This is a genomic window from Streptomyces sp. NPDC001406, from assembly GCF_042895285.1.
Lineage (GTDB): Bacteria > Actinomycetota > Actinomycetes > Streptomycetales > Streptomycetaceae > Streptomyces.
Map to the genome: position 1 here is coordinate 300945 of NZ_JBIAWG010000011.1, position 18371 is coordinate 319315.

Consider the following 18371-nt stretch of genomic DNA (forward strand, 5'->3'; position numbering starts at 1 on the left):
ACGTATGGTCTAGTCCAAAGTGAGCTTTGGACTAGACCAACCTATTGACGTGACCGCAACAGCACCCGGAGGCTGGGGCAACTCTCCCCCCACCCCTCTGGAGGCAGGCAGTGAGACGTCTTCGCGCATGTCTGGGTGCGGCGGCCGCCGTCGGGCTCGCCGCGGCGGGCACGACCGCGCTCGTCGCGGGCAACGCCTCGGGCGCGACCACCGCACTGAGCAACCGGTGGTACGCCGCCGCCCCGTATCTGATGCCCCTGGACAACGACCCGCCGGACCCGGCGGCCATCATGGACGCCACCGGTCTCAAGGCGTTCCAGCTCGCCTTCGTCCTCGCCCCCAACGGCGGCGGCTGCTCCCCCACCTGGGGCGGCACGGCGCCCGTCTCCTCGGACACCGCCGTCCAGTCGGTCGTCAACACGATCCGCGCCAAGGGCGGCGACGTCTCCGTCTCCATCGGCGGATACGGCGGCACCAAGCTGGGCCAGGTGTGCTCGGACGCGGCCGCCACGGCAGCGGCCTACCAGCAGGTCATCACCAAGTACGGGCTGCACGCCATCGACTTCGACCTGGAGGAGCCGGAGTACGAGAACACGGCGGCGATCAGGAACGAGATCGGCGCCGCCAAGATCCTGCAGCAGAACAACCCCGGCCTCTACGTCTCCGTCACCACGGCGGGCACGGCGGACGGCACCGGCTGGTTCGGCAAGCAGATGCTGCTGGAGGCGAAGTCGCAGGGGTTCACCCCGAACAACTTCTCCATCATGCCGTTCGACGGCGGGTTCAACGGGGCGGCCGCCCAGACCGGCGCCCTCACCAACTTCAACTCCATCCTGCAGTCCACCTTCGGCTGGGACCAGGCGACCGCCTACGCCCACGAAGGCTTCTCCGGGATGAACGGCCGCAGCGACACCGGCGAGTACTTCTCGCAGGCCGACTTCCAGACCGTCCTGGACTACGCCACGAGCCACAACATGGACCGCTTCACCTTCTGGTCCCTCAACCGCGACCGCCAGTGCACCCCTGCCGACAACGGCGGCCGCACCTCCGGCACCTGCTCCAGCGTGGCCCAGAACTCCTGGGACTTCGCCAAGTACTCGGTGAAGTTCGCCGGAGCCACGCCGCCCACCTCGCCCCCCACGCCCACCCCCACACCGACGCCGCCGGGCACCTCGTGCAAGCCGGCCTGGAGTGCCACGGCGGTCTACACGAACGGCAACGAGGTCTCGTACGACAAGCACAACTGGAAGGCCAAGTGGTGGACCCAGAACGAGGTGCCCGGCGCCGCCGAGTGGGGGCCCTGGCAGGACGAGGGCGCCTGCTGAGGCGGCCCGGCCGTCAGGGCACGTCGCCGCGCCAGTCGTAGCGGCGGCCGTCGCTCGGACGGGGCGCGTACAGGGCCCGGCCGCCGGGGCCGTAGCGGCCTATCTCGGTCACCAGCGCCACCTGCTCGCCCGGCACCCCGCCGGACCGGTCCGTCATGTCCAGCAACAGCCCGTCCAGCGGGCCCCCGACCAGTTGCACATAGGTGTGGCCCGGCCGGGGGCCCGCGTCGTCGTGATCGGCCCCGTACACCCTGCCGCGCATGAACTCCTGCTCATCCATGGTGTGCAGGGTCGCAGGCGGCACTGACAACGGGCAGGGTGTTCGGTGCGGTCCCCGGCAGCCACTCCCGGCGTCCGTGGTACAGCCCCAGGACGATCGCCGCGCCCACCGCGATCAGATGCTCACGGCCGGCCAGGTTGGGCACCGCGATCGACTCCCACACCATCGACCCGCCGGTCAGGGCGAAGACGACGGGCGCGCGCCGGATCACCGCGATGTAGGTGAACAGGCCCACCACCGCCGCGGACGGCCCGGTGTCGAGCACCTTCCCGCACTCGGGCGGCAGCCCGAGGCCCCACCAGCCGGGACCGAGCGCGATCATCGCCCGCGCGGTGAGCGTGCCGGCCAGTGTGGTGGCGTACGCGACGAACAGGGTTCTGGCCCGGCCCAGCGAGAGTTCGGCCAGGGCGAAGGCCAGGAACAGCTGGGTGATGCCCGCCCACACCGGCAGATCGAGCGCGGGCACGTACAGCGAGACCGGGGTGCGCAGCAGGGACAGCCATAACGGCAGGTCGGCGGTGACGCCCCCGAGCAGCCACACCGCTCTCGCCCCGGCCGGATGCTGGGCGATGTCATGGAAGAAGACGACGCCGAGCGCGGCCACGAACGCCAGGCAGAGCCCGGACAGCCTGCGTCGCAGCAGTTGTCGCACGGGTTCGACGATGATGCCCCGCCACTCGTCCCACAGCACACGCCAGAGCCACGACACGATCCGCGAGACCGCGGAAGCCGGCTCCCCATCCACTCCAGCACTCATGAACTCCCCCTGGCAGGGGCTGTCCACCGGTCGCCGTAGCCTCCCGCCACCGTATAGACGGGTGGATCACCCATCGGGTTGACTCATGTCCCGTCAGGACTGTCATGTCCTCAAGGTGCAGGCGACCAATTGGTCCCATAACGTGGTATTCGGAGCGTTCCAGGGTCCTCTCTCCCGTGTCGCGAGGTTCGGCGGTAGATCCCGTCGCCGCAAGAATCACCGCACCCCCTGGAGACAACATGGCCACGGATCTTGCCGTCCCCCGCCCTGCCGCGGTCTACGCACTCGCCGCCGTACGGCTGGTCAACGGTGCCGCGGGACTTCTGGCACCGGACCTCCTCATCCGTCGCCTCGACCCCGGCCGCGAGCCGCCCAGCCCGGCCGCCGTCTACGCCTTCCGGCTCTTCGGGATCCGTACGATCCTGCTCGGCCTCGCCCTGCTGGCCCACGACGACGAACAACTGCGGCAGGATCTGTCCGAGGGCGTGCTCATCCACGGCAGCGACACCGCGACGGCGGCGATGCTCGGCATCGGCGGCCAGATCCCGCCCCGCACCGCGGTGCTGACCACGCTCGTCTCGGCCGCCAACACCGTGCTGGCCGCCGTCTCGCTCACCAACCCCGTCAAGTGGAACCGGAAGTGACCGCGGAGCCCGGCGCCGCTCCGGCCGCCGAGACGGCTTCGACTATGTCGTCATCGGGGCCGACGCGGGCGGCGGGCCGCTCGCCGCCAACCTCGCCACCGCGGGCATGCGCACCCTGCTGCTCGACGCGGGTGGCGCCGAGGAGAACGACAACCACCTGGTGCCCGCCTTCCACGCGGACGCCTCAGAGCATCCTGTACCCGCGCGCCGGGAGGTCGGCGGATGCACCGCGCACCACGCGCTGATCACCATGTATCCGTACAACCGCGACTGGGACGCCATCGCGGCGGAGACCGGTGACCCGTCCTGGCAGAGCGCCGCCATGCGCCGCTACTTCGAGCGGCTGGAGCGCTGCACCTACCGGCCCAGGCCCAAGGAGCTGTCCGAGAGCCCGGTGCCGGCCGCGTTGCTCAGGCGCGTGCCCTTCGTGGCCGCCCGCTACCGCAACGATGCCCGGCACGGCTTCGACGGCCGGCTGCCGACCGCCCTCGCCGACCCCTCACAGGTTCCCGGCTTCTGGCTCGGCCTGGCCATGATGCACGACCTGTTCACCCGGGAGCACAACGCGATCTGCGACCATCTGCACGCCGCCTGCCCGGCCTGGGACGACGAGGAGCTGTTCCAGCGCGCCCGGCTGGTCAACGCCGCGCTCCTCGCCAAGATTCGAGGCGCTGCGCGCCAACTGGTGGGGCGTCGCGGGCGAACGCGTCCATAACCTCTTCGGCCGGATCAGCGACAGCGAGGTCATCAGCGGCATCCCGGGCGGCGGGACGGACCACTACGGCGTCCCGTACTCCCTCATCGAGGAGTTCGTCGCCGTCTACCGCATGCATCCGCTGATCCGTGACGAGTGGCATCTGCGCTCCGCCACCGACGACTCGTCCCTGCGCCACCGCACCCTGCGCGACATCTCGGGCCGGGGAGCGCTGAAGTTCCTGGAGAGCACGGAGATGTCCGATCTGCTCCACAGCTTCGGCACGCTCCACCCCGGACTGGTCACCCTGCACAACTTCCCAAGGTTCCTGCAGGAGTTCGAGCGTCCCGACCACCGGAGAACTTCCTGGAGCTGACGGAGAACCGGGCGTCGGCCGAGCAGATCGAGTGGCTCCACGGCGGCGACATCGAGAGGGTCGACCTGATGGTCGGGCTGTTCGCGCAGAAGCTGTCGGCCGGATTCGCCTTCAGCGACACGGCGTTTCGCATCTTCATCCTGATGGCCTCGCGCCGGCTGAACAGCGACCGGTTCTTCACCGAGTGCTACACCCCCGAGGTGTACTCCAGGGCGGGGATGGCCTGGATCGACGACAACAGCATGGTCACCGTGCTGCTGCGGCACCACCCCGAACTGCGCACGGCCCTCGCGGGACTGACGAACGCCTTCGTGCCGTGGCACACCGCCGGCCGGACGGGGACCTGAGCCGGCCTGCGTCGTTGGGCCGGGCGGGTGACGGTCGGGAGCGGACGCGAGTCCACCCGCCGTGCGCATGATCGCCCGTTAGGCTGGCGCCGCCCCACCGGTCCCGATCTTCCCGGAGGACAGGCCTGGTAACGATCAACCGCGAACGCCTCGTCAGAACGCTGACGTTCTGGCTGCGCCCTGCCTACGCGTTGCGCGTCATCAACCGGTTCCAGAAGATCGCGGGTTTCGACCGCTCGATGGCTCTGGCCTCCAGCGCGCTGACGGCGCTGATCCCGCTCGCGATCATCCTCGGTGTCGTCTTCGACAACATCGGGAACGGCAACGACATCGCGAACCGCATCATCACCCGCTACCACCTCACCGGGGGCGGCGCCGAGGCGGTCACCTCCCTCTTCACGCCCGCCGAGGAGAGCGGTTCGAGCGGGGGCGTGTTCGGGCTGGTGTTCCTGACCGTCTCCGCGCTGAGCTTCGCACGGGCCTCGCAGCGGCTGTTCGAACAGACCTGGGAGCTCAAGCCGCTCAGCGTGCGCAACACCCGCAAGGGCCTGTGGTGGATTCTCTCCCTGGGTGTCTTTCTGGCGGTCACCGGCTGGCTGAACGCGACCCTGCCGCAGGGCCGCGTGGGTCTGGTCCCCGCGCTGTGCGACGTGCCGGTGACCGCGGTCTTCCTCCTGTGGAGCGGCCGGCTCCTGTCCGCGAACCGGATCGGCTGGGTCGACCTGTTCCCGTTCGTCATGACCGCGTCCGTGCTGGCCGGGGTCTATCAGGTGGGCGCGACGGTCTACATGCCGCGTCTGTTCAACTCCTACGCCTCGCGGTACGGCTCCGTCGGGGCCGTGTTCGCGATGATGTCCGGTCTCTTCGGCTTCATGCTCGTCATCGTCGGATCCTCGGCGATCGGGCGTGAGGTACGGGACGAACTCGGCCGGATCCGACGGGGGCAGCGCCCCTCGGAGAGAGAGGTCCGCCGCCAGTGGGACAGCGTGGTGGCACAGGCACGCTCACGCTGGCAGTCCGCCCGGGCACAGATCCCGCACCGTCGGGCCAAGGAGCAGGACTAGGCAAGCAGGTCGTCGAAGGCGATGGTCAGATGGCGCGGGCCACGCAGCACCGCGTTCGGGCGGTACGGCGGCGGGTCCTCGACCAGGCGGGGGTTGCCGAGCCGGCGGGCCAGTTCCGACAGGGCGATCTGGGTTTCCAGGCGGGCCAGCGGGGCGCCGAAGCAGCTGTGGATGCCGCTGCCGAAGCCGAGGTGCTGGATGTCCCCGCGGTCCGGGTCGAAGCGGTCGGGGTCCTGGAAGCGCTCCGGGTCCCGGTTGCCCGCCGCGAGGACGAGCCAGATGCGGGAGCCCTTCGGGATGGTGACCCCGCGCAGCTCGATGTCGGCGATGCAGGTGCGCTGCGGCACGAGCTGTACCGGTGGCTCGTAACGCAGCAGCTCCTCCACGATGTTGACGGACAGTCCGGGGTCGTCGCGCAGGCGCTGCAGGACGTCCGGATGGCGCAGCAGGGTGAGCATGCCGTTGGTGATCAGATTGACGGTGGTCTCGTGGCCCGCGATGAGCAGCAGCACCGCCGTGCTGAGCACTTCCATCATCGTCATGGCACCGTCCGGGCCACGGCTGGTCGCCAGGTCGGTCAGCATGTCGTCGCGAGGATTCTTGGTGCGCTCCTCGACCAGCCCGGCCAGATACATGCCCAGCTGCATCCGTGCTTCCTGCGCGGACTTGCGGAACTCGGGGGTGGCGCTCTCGCGGGTGTCCGGATCGAGGGAGGCGACGAGCGGGTCGACCCAGGCACGAAAGCGCGGCTCGTCCTCGCGCGGCACCCCGAGCAGCCGGCAGATCACGGTCACCGGGAAGGGGTAGGCGAACTGGTCGACCAGGTCGATCTGCCGCTGGTCCCCGAGGCCGTCGATCAGGTCGGAGACGATCTGGGCGAGGTCACCGCGCATGGAGTCGATCCGGCGGGGCTGGTGCGGCGGGCCGAAGGCACTGTTGGCCATGCGGCGCAGCCGGTCGTGCTCCGGCGGGTCGAGCCGGATAAAGCTCGGCGGCAGCCCCGTCTCCTCGATCCCCGCCCGGTCGTCGCCCGCGGCGGCGAGGTTGGCGGCGTCGGAGCTGATCCGCGGGTCGTGGAGCAGGCCCTTGATGTCCCAGTACGAGCTGACGACGTAGGGACCGCCCTCCTCGTCCTGCAGCACCGGCGTCTTGTGCAGCTCCTTGTACAGCGGATACGGGTCGGCGCGATTGGCGTAGTCGGTGATCTGCCGCAGGATCGAGGCTTGCGTCATGTGGGGTCCTTGGGCGTGCAGGTCCGGGCGGACGTCGAGCGGGGCCGGCCGTCGGTCAGTGCCGGGCCGGGGTGAAGACCAGTTGTCGGTCGGCCGGTGAGTAACCGCTGAGGGTCACGGTCGGGCCGTGTGTCGGCAGCGACGGGTCGGGGAAGTCGGCCGGGACGGGCGTGCGGCCCTCGGGACGGCGGTCCACCGTGGGGAACTCCACCGGGAACGGCGCGCCCGTCTCGATCATCCGCTCGTAGAACTCCAGCCACCGTGTGTTGTCGAAGCTCACGGCGGCGATGATCCGGCCCTGGTAGCCGTACACCCCGACGAAACGGCGTTCGGCCAGCGAGCCCTGCGTGATCATGAGCTGCTCGCCCATGGGCGGTACGCCCACCGACTTGATGTTCACACCGAACTGCGACGACCAGAAGGCGGGCATCCACAGGTGCGGGCGGCGATCGCTGCTGGGGCTGATCATGTTGTGCGCGGCGGTCTCGGCCTGCGCGATCGCGTTGCCCCAGTGTTCGAGGGAGAGGAACTGGTAGCCGAACAGCGCGTGCGGGGAGCGTGCGACGTCGCCCGCGACGAAGATGTCGTCGGTGACGATGCCCCGGAAGTCGAAGGCACGGCAGCCCGCGTCGCAGGCGATGCCCCGGGGGCCCGCGCCGAGCCCGGATCCGGCCAGCCAGTCGGTGTTGCGGGTGGCACCGAGCGAGACGACCACGACGTCCGCCTCCACGACGCTCTCGTCGGACAGATGCACGGCGCGCACCCGGCCGACCGTGTCGCCCTCCAGGGCGGTGACCATCACGCCGGTGCGCAGGTCCACACCGTTCTCCCGGTGCATGTCCGCGGCGACCGCACCGATCACCCCGCCCAGGGCACCCGCCAGGGGCGCGCCCGCCCGCTCCGCGAGGGTGACCGGGATGCCCTGGTCCCGGCAGGCGGAGGCGATCTCCGAACCGGTGAACCCGGCACCGATGACGAACACCCGGCGCGGACCGGCCTTCATCCGCCGGTGCAGTCCGACCGCGTCGTCCCGGGTGCGCAGCACGAAGACGCCATCCAGCTGGGCCTCCGGCTCCTTGGGCCAGGGCCGGGCCCGTACGCCGGTCGCGATCAGCAGGCGGTCGTACTCGACCTCGTCCCCGTCGGCCAGCCGGACCCGCTTGGCCGTCATGTCGAGGCCGGTCGCGGGGACACCGAGGCGCCACTTGGCGTCGACCTCACGACACCGGGGCAGCTCGGTGTGGCGCGGGTCCGCCTTGCCCAGCAGCACCGCCTTGGACAGCGGCGGCCGGTCGTAGGGCTCGTACGGCTCGTCGCCGATCAGGGTGAGCGAACCGGTGAAGCCCTCGTCGCGCAGCGTCTCGGCGGCCCGCAGTCCGGCGAGCGAGGCGCCCACGATGACGATCCGGCCCTCGCGCCGGAGCCGGTCCAGATAGTCAGCTGCCACCGGAGGACTCCCGAACGGGTTCCGAGGGCGCGCCACCCACGCCGTCCAGCCCGTCGGCCGTGATCGCCTGCACGGGGCAGGCGGCGACCGCGCGCGCGAGCCGCTCGCGTTGCTCCTCCGCGGCCCGCGGGTTGTAGACGAGCGACTCCTCGCCGTGCATGGCGAAGACATCCGGTGCGAGGAACGCGCACTGCGCGTACCCCTGGCATTTGTTGAGATCGACGACAAGCCTCATCGACGCTCCGCCCTTTCGGCGGCCAGGTCCGTCGGCACTCCGCCCGCTCGGCGGGCACTCGCCTCGGGACGGCGGTCATCTCCCGCACGCCAGCATGGAAGCCGGGATGTGGCCGCGCGCGCCGGGGCATGCCGATCGGGTGACGTCCCGCGGAGCCGTCCTCAGCCGACCGTGACGGCCCGCCGCCCGCGACCGCTCACCGCGAGGATGTATACGCTCAGCAGCAGCGACCATCCCGGGAACACCAGCTCGGACCACGGGACGTTCGGCGCGACGAAGAGCAGCGTCAGCGCGGTGAGGAAGCCCAGCAGGGTGAGCCACCGGGGCAGGACTCCGCGGCGGTGCCCGAGCACCGACAGGGAGCCCGCGAAGACGGCAGCCATCCGCATCGCGTACCCGGTCATCAGCGTGTACGCGAAGTGGCGGCCGAAGTTCCAGGTGGACAGCCCGGGGGCACTGCCGGAGGGCTGCTGGGTGGCGAGGACGGCCCAGGCCGCCGCGGCCGCGCCGAACATGGTGGCGGTGAAGACCAGGCCGCTGCCGAGGAAGACGGTGGCGAGGAACTTGTCCTCGGCGTTGCCGACATGGGCACGTACGGCGCCGACGAACCACAGGAAGAAGATGCCGGCGAACGGCACGAGATCCAGGGCCGCGCGCACCGCACCACGTCGGGCCGAGTCCGTGAACGCCTGGGCGGTGACCGCGTCGGCGCCCTGGGGAATCCCGAGCCGGATCAGGACGATGGCGGCCGCGAGCAGCAGCGCGAAGACGATCCCCGCCAGCCCGGCTGCCCGCGGGGTCTGCAGGGCCTGCTCCCCCGGCCCGATGTTCTGCATGCGCGGCTCGCTTCCTCTCCGGAGGTTCCGGCGGTCCCCGCCACCAGCAAGCCTCCTCCCCGGGAGCCCCGCCACCGGGAGACACCCGAACGGCACACCGCGCGGTCCGTCACCTGCGGGGAGCCGGGGCCGGGGACCGCCCCGTCATCGGGGCGTCCGGACGCGCAACGCCGTCACGGTCCAGGTGAGCAGCGGGGCGAGGGGTTCCGGGGCGGGCCAGCCGTTGATCAGGGCGAGCAGTTGGAAGTAGCGGTCCCTGCGCGGATCGACGGCGGTCCGCAGACGCTCCAGCAGCCATCGCCGTGCTTCGGCGTCATCGGCGCGGCCGCCCGCGAGGGCGCAGCGTGCGGTGAGTGTGGCCACGACGGAGTCGGCCGGCGGCGACTCCGGGCTCATTCCGGATGCAACGGCCGCGCCCACGAGATCGCGGGCGACGGCGACGACGTCGGGGCGCGGCGGCACGTAACCGTCGTCGGCCGGCTCGGCCGTACGGTCCTCGGCCAGGCGCCGGTGCTCGTCGGCCAGGTGCCGCAGCGTGGTCCGGAAGTCCGGGTCGAGGGACAGTTCCGCCAGCTCCACCCATGCTCCGACCTGCTCGTCCGAGGGGTTGTCGGGCAGTTCGGGAGTCATCGAGCGACGGGCCGCGGCAAGACCCGAGTTGTCGCCGGGCCCGGCGGAGCCGTTGAAGACGGCGTCCAGGAAGTCGTCGGTCAGGCGCCTGCGTTCGGCTTCGGACAGCTTGGCCAGTTGGTGCATGCGTGCCATCTCCTCGGGGGTCGGCTCCCGTTCGGCCACGGCCGTCAGCACCGCCCGGCGCAGACGCAGGACGCGGATCTGCACGTCCAGCGCGGCGGCGTGCTCCGCGGCGACTTCGGGGAGGGCGAGTTGCCGGTCCACGACGTGTCGTATGGCGTCCAGGCCGAGTCCGAGTTCACGCAGCGTCCGCACGAAGGCGAGACGGGCCACTGCGTCGGGGCCGTAGCGGCGGTAACCGGCGGGTGTGCGGTCGGCCGGCGGCAGGATGCCGCGATCGGAGTAGAACCGGATCGTCTTGACCGTCAGCCCGGTGCGCCGGGCGAGTTCACCGATCGAGTAGAGCGTGCCGCCGTCCATGCCCCCACCTTCGTGTCTCCCCCGGCGGGAGACTCAAGTCCGCGCCTCGGACCGCCCGCGGCACCCGATCACCCCCGCCGCCGCCCGAACTCGTCGGCCGACGTCGTCATGTCCTGGGTCCCGATGACCGAGAGAAGCTCCAGCTGGGCGGCGCCCTCGGTGCCGGGCGGGGCGGTGAACCAGAGCAGGCGCTGGCGCCCGTCCTCGCTGAACAGGCTGTGGCAGTGGGCGGGGGTGGTGGTGAGCCGGTCCAGCTGAGGGTGGAGGTGACCGACGGAGGCTGGGGCATCGGGGGCCATGTGCTGACCCTGGCCATGCTCCAGCAGTCGCCGGACCGCTGACGGACCGGCTCGGTCTCCGTGCTAGAACGCTTCGTCATGGAGACCGAGCCGATCACCCTGTCCACGCCGCGGCCGGTGCGGCGGCCGACGCTCGTCCAGGGCTGGCACGAACTGGCCTTCCTGCACTGGGCGGTGGAGCCGGACCGGGTGGCGGGTCTGCTGCCGGCGGGCACCCGTCCCGACACTCTGGACGGGGTCACCTACGTCGGCCTGGTCCCGTTCCTGATGCGCGGCGTGGGCCTGGGACCGGGGCCGGGCCTGCCGTACCTGGGCACGTTCTGCGAGACGAACGTACGCCTGTACTCGGTGGACGAGCACGGCCGGCGCGGTGTCGTCTTCCGGTCCCTGGACGCGGCCCGGCTCATACCGGTGCTGGTGGGGCGGCTCGGCGTCCGGCTGCCGTACGTGTGGTCCACCATGCGCCTGCGCCGCAAGGGGGACGTGATCACGTACAGCTGCCGCCGCAGGCGCCCGGACGGCCGGAGCGAGGCGAGCCGGGCCGTCGTGCGGGTCGGCGAGCCGATCGCCGAACCCACTCCGCTGGAGCGGTTCCTGACCGCACGGTGGGGTCTGCATGTGTCATGGCACGGCCGCACGGTGCACCTGCCCAACGAGCACGCGCCGTGGCCGCTGCACCGGGCTCGGCTGCTCGATCTCGACGACGACCTGGTCACGGCCGCCGGGCTCCCGCCCCTGACGAGCCCGCCGGTCAGTGTGCTCCACTCCCCCGGGGTCACCGTCCGGTTCGGGACCCCCACTCTGCTTCCGTAGGCGCACTCGGGGATCAGGCGGGCTCCTCCGTCTTCGCCACGCACAGGGCCCAGATGACGAACCCCGAGATGGCGATCATCAGGATCGACCAGACGGGGTAGTACGGCAGGGACAGGAAGTTCGCGACGACGATCAGCGCGGCGATGGCGATGCCGCCCATCCGTGCCCAGAAGGTCGCCTGGAACAGCCCGAGGCCGATCACGACGGCGATCGCGCCGAGGAAGAGATGGACCCAGCCCCAACCGGTCAGGTCGTACCGGAAGACATAGCTGGGGGTGACGAGGAAGACGTCGTCCTTGAGGATCGCCATGATGCCGCGGCAGATGCCGAGCACTCCGGTGATCATCAGCATGACGGCGGCGAACGTCATCAGGCCCGCGGCCCATGTCTGTTTCGTTCCGGTCTGTGTGCGGGGGGTGGTGGTCATCGCTCCGCCTCGTTTCGTCTGGTCCGGCTGTGGTCGTCCGGCAGTGGTCGGTGTACGGCGTGCGGCGGTCAGCTCAGGACCTTCGCCTTCGCCCGCTGGAACTCCTCCTCCGTGATGTCGCCCCGGGCGCGGATCTCGGACAGCTTGGCGAGCTGGTCGACGCTGCTCGGCTCGGCCGTGCCGCCGGCGGTCTGCCGGATGTAGGTGTCGAACTGCTCCTTCTGCGCACGCGCGGAGGCGAGTTCGCGGCCGCTCATGCCCCTGCCCCGCGCGATGACGTAGACGAAGACACCGAGGAAGGGGAGGAGGATGACGAAGGCCAGCCAGCCCGCCTTGCCCCAGCCGCCGAGCGAGTCGTCGCGGAAGACGTCGAGGATGACCTTGAAGAGCAGGATGAACCACATGACCCACACGAAGAACCAGAGCATCGTCCAGAACGCGCTCAGGAGCGGATAGTCGTAGGCGAGGTACGTGTGTACAGCCACTTGTCTCCTCCTCCGTTCGGGGTGGACGCCCCGGTGGCGGTCCGTGCCCACCTCAGCGTGTCCGCCGCGCCCGCCGTGCGCCTCACCCGATGAGGGTGATCGGCGGGCCGGGGCTCACACCGTGTCCTTCTCCGCCCTGCGGATCGCGGCCCGCAGGGCGAACGCCATCACCAGTTCCGCCAGTCCGAGCAGGACCAGCCACAGGCCCAGCAGCCGGGTCAGGACGACCGCGGACTCGGTCGGCAGCGCGAGGACCACGATCCCCGCGACGGCGCCCAGCGCACCCACGCCGGCGAGGACGCCCCGGTGCGGCAGGCCCTTGACGGCGACGGCGGTGTAGAGGGTGAGCATGCCGGACACGAGCCAGGCCACACCGACGATCAGGGACAGCGCGGCGATGGTCTGCAGGGGGTGACGCAGGCACAGCACACCGGCCACGACGAACAGCGTCGCGACCAGGACCCGTGCGAACCGATCGCCCTGAGCCTCCCGGGCGAACGCCGAGACGAATCTGAGCACGCCGCTCACCAGCAGATACAGGCCGATGACGACGGCCACCACATGCAGCGTCCCGTGCGGCCACACCAGGATCACGATGCCCGGAATCAGGGTGACGAGCGCCGAGGTGAGCGCCCAGCCCCACGAGGCACCGAGAGCGGCCATCACCTCCAGGGGATCCCCCTGCGACCCGAAGGACGTGCCGTAGGGGTCCTGGTCCGGTCCGGCACCAGGTCCCGAATGCGACGGTACGGTCATGGCTCCTCCTCACTCCGGCAGCTGGCGCATCTCCAGGACGTGCAGCCCCAGCGACTGGCACCTGGCCAGCAGTCCGTAGAGGTGCGCCTCGTCCACGATCGGGCCGAACAGCAGCGTCTGGTCCGACACGACGACATGGTCGAGCTCGGGAAAGGCTTCGACGAGCGTCTGAGACAGGTGTCCGTCGATGCGGATCTCGTACCGCATGAGCTGCTCTCCCCGCGGGTGGAGTGTGGCGCAGGCGAACTGTGGCTTCCTGGCGATCAATCCTCCGCCGTGACGCGCCGCCCGGCCTCACCCGGCAGAGGTGATACGGCGGGCCGCGGGGTACCGCGACAGTGCCGCGCACCGCGCCCGACCAGCGCCTTCAGGCCCCGAATGCGGCTGCTTGCGGCACGAGGCACGCTGGGAGATGCGCGTGAGCCCCGGAGGTGGTTCCTGTGGCGAACAGCCGTCCCGGCCGACAGGTGGACGAGAGGGCTGCCTCGATGGTGGAGGCGCTGTTCACGCAGTCACCGGTCGGGCTCCATCTGCTGGACACGGAGCTGTGCGTCGTACGCGTCAACACCGCTACGCCGGCCATGCGGAACGTCCCCTTGGACCAGGTGATCGGACGCCCGCTCCACGAGGTGTACGACGTCTTCGACGACCAGCAGGAACTCGGGGCCGCAGCACTCGCGGTGCTGGACACCGGGGTCCCGCTGCGGGACCGCATCGTACGGGCGCGTATCCAGGGGGACCCGCCGCGGGTGGGCCACTTCGAGATCACCGTACTGCGGCTGGAGAGCCCGTCCGGCGCGGTGCTCGGCCTGGCCGTCACCGCGGTCGACGTCACCGAACGCGAGCGGAACCGGACCCGCGCCGAGGTCCTCGACTCGGTGCGCCGGCTGGTGGGGCGCACGCTGGACGCGGCGGTGACCGGTGAGGAACTCGTCGGGGCCCTGGTGCCCACGTTCGCCGACGTCGCCGTCGTCGAAGTGGTGGACGCCGTCATCCGCGGCGACGATCCGCCGCTCGCCCCGCTGCCCCAGGGCACGCCGCTGATGCGCACCGCGTTCCGCGCCACGAGTGCGCACCCGCCGAAGGCACACCCGGTGGGTGACGTACGCCGGCTGCCCGGCCCCACTCCCTTCTCCCAGGCCTTGGCCGACCTGCGCCCGCGGGTGGTCTCCCTGGAGCCCGACGCCCCGTGGTTCGACGTCGACCCCGCGCGCGCCGAAGCCATCCAGGCGTCGCGGGCCCACACCCTGCTGGCGGTGCCGCTCACGCTGCGCGACACGGTCCTGGGCCTGGTGAGCCTCTACCGCGCGGGGGAGACACCCCCCTTCGACGAGGGCGACAGACGACTCGCGGTCGAGCTGGCCTCCCACACGGCCCTGTGCATCGACAACGCCCGGCGCTTCGTCCGGGAGCACACCGTCGCGGCGACGATCCAGCGCCAGCTGCTGCCCCGTACACCGGAGAGCCACGCGTCCCTGGAGACCGCCTATCTGTCCGTCACCGGTGCCGATCCCGGGTCCTGGTACGACACCATCGCCCTGTCCGGCGCCCGGACCGCGCTCGTGGTGGGAAGCGTGTCCGGGCACGGCCTCAACGCGGCCGCGACCATGGGCCAGTTGCGCACGGTCATCCGCTCGCTGTCCGCGTTCGACATCGCTCCCGACGAGCTCCTGGCCCGGCTGCACGACACGACGGCCCAGTTGGCCGCGGAGCGCGCGAATCTGCCGCTGGGCGATCCGCTGCGCCGCGAGACCCTCGCCGCGGACTGTGTGTACGCGATACACAATCCCCTGACCGGCACCTTTGTGATCGCAGGAGCGGGCCGGCTGGCCCCTCTCCTGGTACGGCCCGACGGCTCCGTCGGCATCCCGGACCCGCCGTCCGGACCCCGGCTGGGCACGGACGCGGACGCGCCGTTCACGTCCGTCGAGTTCGAGGCGCCGGAGGGCAGTGTCCTGGTCTTCACCAGTGACCCCCTGCTGACCTCGTACCTCGCGGACTCCCCGGGACCCCTGCGCTCGTCGCCCGAGTACCTCGACCGCCCGCTGCAGGAGCTGTGCGACACGGTCGTGTACGCGCTCCCCTCGGGCCTCGGGGCCGGCGACGCCGCGGTGATCGTCGCGCGGGTCCGCTCCCTGCCCGCCGACCGTGTCGCCTCCTGGTACCTGGACGCCGATCCCGCGGCGGTGGCCGAGGCCCGGCACCGCGTCCGCGTACAGCTCACCGCCTGGAAGGTGGACGACGAAACCGCCTTCAACACCGAGCTCATCGTCAGCGAGCTGGTCACGAACGCCATCCGGTACGGGGACCCGCCCCTGGAGCTGCGGCTGATCCATGACCGCAGCCTGACGTGCGAGGTCCGCGACGGCGGTGCCGCGGCGCCGCATCTGCGTCACGCCCGCACGGTCGACGAGGGCGGACGGGGTCTGTTCATCGCCTCGCAGCTGGCCCACGCATGGGGCACGCGGTACGGGGACGAAGGCAAGACGATCTGGACGGAACAGTCCTTCGCGTCGCGGAAGGACCCCCGCTGATCAGGCTCTTTCTTGTCCTGGCGGGCCCGGCGGCGCCGGCTGTCCCTCGGCCTCCGCCCGGCCGCTCGCGGCCAGCAGAGCCAGCAGGGCCAGCACGGCGAGCAGCACGAGCACCAGGAGCAGGACCGTCAGAACCGTCGGATGGTTCCACAGGGCGAAGACCAGCGCCACGATCAGCAGCGCGGCGAGTGTGATCGCCCGGCGGTACGACTGTGCCCACTGCCCCGCCCGGCCCGTACGGATGTTGTGGTCCGCCGCCCAGCGGGCCGTGGTGTCCGCGGTGCTCTCGGACCTGCCGCGCACGGCAACCGGCAGCCTTCCCGGGCCGATGAAGTAGGTGCCGAGCGCGATGACGACGCCCAGGACGATCGCCGTGCGCAGGCTGACGCGCAGAAAGCGCACGAGTGTGTCGAAGATCGCGGAGGCCGCCGCCTTCGACTGCACCTCGGGCGGGAGGTGGTCCAGGTAGTAGTCGCGGGCGACGATCAGCGCGATGGCCACGACCAGACAGGCGAAGGCCGCGCCCAGTGCGGTGCGGGCCAGGGCCCGCCGTCGCCCGCGGGCCAGCAGCACACCGCCGACGCCGATGAGCACGACGATGACGGGGAACCAGTTGCCGAGCGCGTCCAGCAGCCGGGCGCCCTTGCGGGCCTTGGCGAGCTCGTCGGAGTGGAAGAGCACCAGCTGCTTGTCGACCGTGGGGATGTACTTCGCCGGGGAGAGTCCGGCGTCGACCAGCTGCTTCTTGACCTGTTCGACGGCCTCGCCCACATCGAGGGTGACGGTGCCGCCGGAGACGCCGACCGAGCCGCGGCCCTTGCCGGTGAGCGCGTGCACGACGGCGTTGTGGGCGGCCCGGTTGGCGTCCGTCCACACCTTGGCGAAGACGTCGCTCTGCACCACCCGGGTGGCCACCTTGGTCACGGCCTGGTCGACCGCGGAGTTCAGCTGCGGTCCCAGGTTCTTCAGGGCGTCGCCGGCGCGGGGCGGCAGTCCCTGGGACTCCAGCCAGGTGGCGATGTCCCCGGCGACCTGCTGCCCGTCGACATGCACGGCCACGGCCTCGGTGATCCGCTGCACCGCCGCGTCCTGGACCGCCGGTTCGGTGGCGAGGGGGGCGACGGTGGAGACGTACCGGTCGGTGTCGAGCACGATGTCGTGCACCCAGGTCGTCAGCAGGGCGACGGGGACCAGGATGCAGGTGAGCACGATGAGCACGGCCGAGGCGACCTTGCGGGCCACCCGGCCGGCCGCGGTTCCGTGGGCCGTACCCGGACCGCCCGGGGCCGACGGGGTGCCTTCCGGGCCTTGACCTTGACCGGGAGAGGAGCCGGGGTCGTGCGCATCGCTCATGGGACCTCCGGCCGGGTGCGTGCCTGTCCACCCATTCCGTCAGCGTGTCGGCACCGGGGCACGCCGACGGCGTCCATCCGGGCGAGGAAGCGGGAGATCGGGCCCGTGCCGGAAGGCGTCCGTCGGCCATGAGATGGCCGGTCCACCGGGCGTGGGGCACGCTGGAGAGGTGGGTGCGCGGCAGGGCCTCGTGGGTCTGCGGCAGTCCTGGCAATCGAGTCACGCGCTGCTGCTGCTTCCGATCGCGCTCATCGTGGTCATCGCCGTGGTGGACATCCGCTCCCCCGAGGACATCCATCTGGGACCCACACTGGTCATCGCGCCGGCGCTGACCCCGTCCTTCGCCGGGCCCTGGGCCACCGCGCTGGTGGGGGCGCTCGCGGTCGCGGCCCAGACCCTCATCGCCGTCTTCCACGGCGGGCTGACCACCACGAACCACATCGTGCAGATCATCACCCTGGCCGTACTCTCGGCGCTCATCGTGGTCTACTGCGCGGTCCGCGACCGGCACCGTGCCCAGCTGGCCCAGGTCCGGTCGGTGGCCGAGGCCGCCCAGCACGTGCTGATGTGGCCGCTGCCGGAACAGATCGGCCATCTGCGGATCGCCTCGCTGTATCTGGCCGCCGAGGACGAGGCCCAGATCGGCGGGGACCTGTATGCGACCACCCGGGTCGACAACACCGTGCGCGTGCTGATCGGTGATGTGCGCGGCAAGGGGCTGTCCGCCATCGGCGAGGCCGCGCTGCTGCTCGGCGCCTTCCGCGAGGGCGCCCACCGGCACACGTCCCTGCCGGACCTCGCCGTCACGCTGGAGCAGAGCGTGACCCGCTACACGGCCGACTTCGAACCGCCCGAGGAGGCCGGGGAGCGCTTCGCCACCGCCCTGCTGGTGGAGATCCCCGAGGACGACGCGGTCACCCGGATGACCAGTTGCGGCCACCCTCCGCCGCTGCTGCTCAGCCCCGGTCACGCGGTCTCCGTGCCGAGCCTGCATCCGGCACCCCCCTTGGGGGTCCACACGTCGAAGCCCGGGGACTACACGCTGGACGTGTTCTCCTTCGAGCCCGGCGACACCCTGCTGCTGTACACCGACGGTGTCATCGAGGCCCGCGACGCGGACGGCCACTTCTACCCGCTCGCGGAGCGCGTCGCGCAGTGGACCGAGGTCAGCCCGGAGGCGCTCATGCACCACATCCGGCGGGACCTGCTGGGCCACTGCGGCGGACGCCTCGACGACGACGCGGCCCTCATCGCCCTCCACCGCACCGCGGCCGTCCATCGCCGGCACCACGGACGACTGATCCATTCCGACGCGTTCCGCCACGGTTCCGACGCGCATCCGGGTTCCGGCTGA

General features: G+C 71.2%; 21 protein-coding genes and 1 pseudogene. 9 read left to right on the forward strand and 13 right to left on the reverse strand.

The features are described from left to right. Nucleotides 1–110: 110 nt before the first annotated feature. Nucleotides 111–1325: a carbohydrate-binding protein gene (locus tag ACFY1J_RS27265; RefSeq protein ID WP_390709592.1), complete on the forward strand. Its 1215-nt coding sequence runs from the start codon at nt 111–113 to the stop codon at nt 1323–1325. A gap of 13 nt (nt 1326–1338) precedes the next feature. On the opposite strand, the gene ACFY1J_RS27270 is transcribed toward ACFY1J_RS27265, so the two are convergent. Then, nucleotides 1339–1605, reverse strand: a complete 267-nt coding sequence (locus ACFY1J_RS27270) for a hypothetical protein (RefSeq protein WP_363295618.1) — start codon at nt 1603–1605, stop codon at nt 1339–1341. Continuing rightward, the gene (locus tag ACFY1J_RS27275) at nt 1598–2362 is read right to left on the reverse strand and encodes a hypothetical protein (protein WP_390709593.1); all 765 of its coding nucleotides are present in this window, start codon (nt 2360–2362) and stop codon (nt 1598–1600) included. The genes ACFY1J_RS27270 and ACFY1J_RS27275 overlap by 8 nt, the downstream gene beginning before the upstream one ends. A 239-nt stretch (nt 2363–2601) precedes the next feature. Here ACFY1J_RS27275 and ACFY1J_RS27280 point away from each other — a divergent pair, with 239 nt between their 5' ends. The 5 genes from ACFY1J_RS27280 (at nt 2602) to ACFY1J_RS27300 (ending at nt 5487) form a co-directional block, all read left to right on the forward strand. Next, on the forward strand, nt 2602–3006 hold the full coding sequence (locus ACFY1J_RS27280; protein ID WP_390709594.1) for a hypothetical protein: 405 nt from the start codon (nt 2602–2604) through the stop codon (nt 3004–3006). 106 nt (nt 3007–3112) lie between these two features. Beyond that, on the forward strand, nt 3113–3721 hold the full coding sequence (locus tag ACFY1J_RS27285) for a peroxidase family protein (RefSeq protein ID WP_390732147.1): 609 nt from the start codon (nt 3113–3115) through the stop codon (nt 3719–3721). 112 nt (nt 3722–3833) lie between these two features. Next, nucleotides 3834–4076 (forward strand): hypothetical protein, encoded by a 243-nt coding sequence (locus ACFY1J_RS27290; RefSeq protein WP_390732173.1) that lies wholly within the window; start codon nt 3834–3836, stop codon nt 4074–4076. A 26-nt stretch (nt 4077–4102) separates the two neighbouring features. Further along, the gene (locus ACFY1J_RS27295) at nt 4103–4423 is read left to right on the forward strand and encodes a peroxidase family protein (protein ID WP_390732171.1); all 321 of its coding nucleotides are present in this window, start codon (nt 4103–4105) and stop codon (nt 4421–4423) included. A 191-nt stretch (nt 4424–4614) separates the two neighbouring features. After that, entirely contained in the window at nt 4615–5487 is an 873-nt protein-coding gene (locus ACFY1J_RS27300; RefSeq protein ID WP_390732148.1) for a YhjD/YihY/BrkB family envelope integrity protein, read from the forward strand. On the opposite strand, the gene ACFY1J_RS27305 is transcribed toward ACFY1J_RS27300, so the two are convergent. From ACFY1J_RS27305 to ACFY1J_RS27330, 6 genes and pseudogenes are all read right to left on the reverse strand, one after another. Continuing rightward, nucleotides 5484–6719, reverse strand: a complete 1236-nt coding sequence (locus ACFY1J_RS27305) for a cytochrome P450 (RefSeq protein WP_390709597.1) — start codon at nt 6717–6719, stop codon at nt 5484–5486. The genes ACFY1J_RS27300 and ACFY1J_RS27305 overlap by 4 nt on opposite strands. Nucleotides 6720–6774: 55 nt before the next feature. After that, nucleotides 6775–8166, reverse strand: coding sequence for an NAD(P)/FAD-dependent oxidoreductase (locus tag ACFY1J_RS27310; RefSeq protein ID WP_390709598.1), 1392 nt, complete (start codon nt 8164–8166; stop codon nt 6775–6777). Then, nucleotides 8156–8401 (reverse strand): ferredoxin, encoded by a 246-nt coding sequence (locus ACFY1J_RS27315; protein WP_390709599.1) that lies wholly within the window; start codon nt 8399–8401, stop codon nt 8156–8158. The genes ACFY1J_RS27310 and ACFY1J_RS27315 overlap by 11 nt, the downstream gene beginning before the upstream one ends. A 161-nt stretch (nt 8402–8562) precedes the next feature. After that, complete coding sequence (locus ACFY1J_RS27320; RefSeq protein ID WP_390709600.1) at nt 8563–9237, reverse strand: hypothetical protein; 675 nt, start codon at nt 9235–9237, stop codon at nt 8563–8565. Between the two features lie 144 nt (nt 9238–9381). After that, nucleotides 9382–10350, reverse strand: coding sequence for a MerR family transcriptional regulator (locus ACFY1J_RS27325; protein WP_390709601.1), 969 nt, complete (start codon nt 10348–10350; stop codon nt 9382–9384). 68 nt (nt 10351–10418) lie between these two features. Further along, nucleotides 10419–10574 (reverse strand): annotated as a pseudogene (locus ACFY1J_RS27330) (transcriptional regulator); the annotation flags it as partial. A gap of 153 nt (nt 10575–10727) precedes the next feature. On the opposite strand from ACFY1J_RS27330, the gene ACFY1J_RS27335 reads away from it, so the two are divergent. Continuing rightward, the gene (locus ACFY1J_RS27335) at nt 10728–11462 is read left to right on the forward strand and encodes a YqjF family protein (protein WP_390709602.1); all 735 of its coding nucleotides are present in this window, start codon (nt 10728–10730) and stop codon (nt 11460–11462) included. 13 nt (nt 11463–11475) lie between these two features. On the opposite strand, the gene ACFY1J_RS27340 is transcribed toward ACFY1J_RS27335, so the two are convergent. The 4 genes from ACFY1J_RS27340 to ACFY1J_RS27355 form a co-directional block, all read right to left on the reverse strand. Then, nucleotides 11476–11889 (reverse strand): hypothetical protein, encoded by a 414-nt coding sequence (locus ACFY1J_RS27340; protein WP_390709603.1) that lies wholly within the window; start codon nt 11887–11889, stop codon nt 11476–11478. A gap of 68 nt (nt 11890–11957) precedes the next feature. Beyond that, a complete protein-coding gene (locus ACFY1J_RS27345) occupies nt 11958–12374 on the reverse strand; it encodes an SHOCT domain-containing protein (RefSeq protein WP_390709604.1) in 417 nt (138 codons plus the stop codon). A 114-nt stretch (nt 12375–12488) separates the two neighbouring features. Continuing rightward, nucleotides 12489–13130, reverse strand: a complete 642-nt coding sequence (locus tag ACFY1J_RS27350) for an HdeD family acid-resistance protein (protein ID WP_390732149.1) — start codon at nt 13128–13130, stop codon at nt 12489–12491. Nucleotides 13131–13139: 9 nt separating this feature from the next. Further along, nucleotides 13140–13337 carry a hypothetical protein gene (locus ACFY1J_RS27355; protein ID WP_390709606.1) on the reverse strand — a complete coding sequence of 66 codons (198 nt, stop codon included), beginning with the start codon at nt 13335–13337 and terminating at the stop codon, nt 13140–13142. Nucleotides 13338–13570: 233 nt separating this feature from the next. Here ACFY1J_RS27355 and ACFY1J_RS27360 point away from each other — a divergent pair, with 233 nt between their 5' ends. Then, nucleotides 13571–15664 (forward strand): SpoIIE family protein phosphatase, encoded by a 2094-nt coding sequence (locus ACFY1J_RS27360; protein WP_390709607.1) that lies wholly within the window; start codon nt 13571–13573, stop codon nt 15662–15664. Here ACFY1J_RS27360 and ACFY1J_RS27365 read toward each other — a convergent pair whose 3' ends face one another. Continuing rightward, on the reverse strand, nt 15665–17017 hold the full coding sequence (locus ACFY1J_RS27365; RefSeq protein ID WP_390709608.1) for a hypothetical protein: 1353 nt from the start codon (nt 17015–17017) through the stop codon (nt 15665–15667). Nucleotides 17018–17150: 133 nt separating this feature from the next. Here ACFY1J_RS27365 and ACFY1J_RS27370 point away from each other — a divergent pair, with 133 nt between their 5' ends. Next, nucleotides 17151–18371 (forward strand): PP2C family protein-serine/threonine phosphatase, encoded by a 1221-nt coding sequence (locus ACFY1J_RS27370; protein WP_390709609.1) that lies wholly within the window; start codon nt 17151–17153, stop codon nt 18369–18371.

What these genes read in the sequence shown, in the direction of transcription:
- ACFY1J_RS27270 (WP_363295618.1), bottom strand. Translation starts at nt 1,605, where the DNA reads ATGGATGAGCAGGAGTTCATGCGCGGCAGGGTGTACGGGGCCGATCAC.
- ACFY1J_RS27275 (WP_390709593.1), bottom strand. Translation starts at nt 2,362, where the DNA reads ATGAGTGCTGGAGTGGATGGGGAGCCGGCTTCCGCGGTCTCGCGGATC.
- ACFY1J_RS27280 (WP_390709594.1), top strand. Translation starts at nt 2,602, where the DNA reads ATGGCCACGGATCTTGCCGTCCCCCGCCCTGCCGCGGTCTACGCACTC.
- ACFY1J_RS27285 (WP_390732147.1), top strand. Translation starts at nt 3,113, where the DNA reads ATGCGCACCCTGCTGCTCGACGCGGGTGGCGCCGAGGAGAACGACAAC.
- ACFY1J_RS27290 (WP_390732173.1), top strand. Translation starts at nt 3,834, where the DNA reads ATGCATCCGCTGATCCGTGACGAGTGGCATCTGCGCTCCGCCACCGAC.
- ACFY1J_RS27305 (WP_390709597.1), bottom strand. Translation starts at nt 6,719, where the DNA reads ATGACGCAAGCCTCGATCCTGCGGCAGATCACCGACTACGCCAATCGC.
- ACFY1J_RS27315 (WP_390709599.1), bottom strand. Translation starts at nt 8,401, where the DNA reads ATGAGGCTTGTCGTCGATCTCAACAAATGCCAGGGGTACGCGCAGTGC.
- ACFY1J_RS27320 (WP_390709600.1), bottom strand. Translation starts at nt 9,237, where the DNA reads ATGCAGAACATCGGGCCGGGGGAGCAGGCCCTGCAGACCCCGCGGGCA.
- ACFY1J_RS27325 (WP_390709601.1), bottom strand. Translation starts at nt 10,350, where the DNA reads ATGGACGGCGGCACGCTCTACTCGATCGGTGAACTCGCCCGGCGCACC.
- ACFY1J_RS27335 (WP_390709602.1), top strand. Translation starts at nt 10,728, where the DNA reads ATGGAGACCGAGCCGATCACCCTGTCCACGCCGCGGCCGGTGCGGCGG.
- ACFY1J_RS27340 (WP_390709603.1), bottom strand. Translation starts at nt 11,889, where the DNA reads ATGACCACCACCCCCCGCACACAGACCGGAACGAAACAGACATGGGCC.
- ACFY1J_RS27350 (WP_390732149.1), bottom strand. Translation starts at nt 13,130, where the DNA reads ATGACCGTACCGTCGCATTCGGGACCTGGTGCCGGACCGGACCAGGAC.
- ACFY1J_RS27355 (WP_390709606.1), bottom strand. Translation starts at nt 13,337, where the DNA reads ATGCGGTACGAGATCCGCATCGACGGACACCTGTCTCAGACGCTCGTC.
- ACFY1J_RS27365 (WP_390709608.1), bottom strand. Translation starts at nt 17,017, where the DNA reads ATGAGCGATGCGCACGACCCCGGCTCCTCTCCCGGTCAAGGTCAAGGC.
- ACFY1J_RS27370 (WP_390709609.1), top strand. Translation starts at nt 17,151, where the DNA reads ATGGCCGGTCCACCGGGCGTGGGGCACGCTGGAGAGGTGGGTGCGCGG.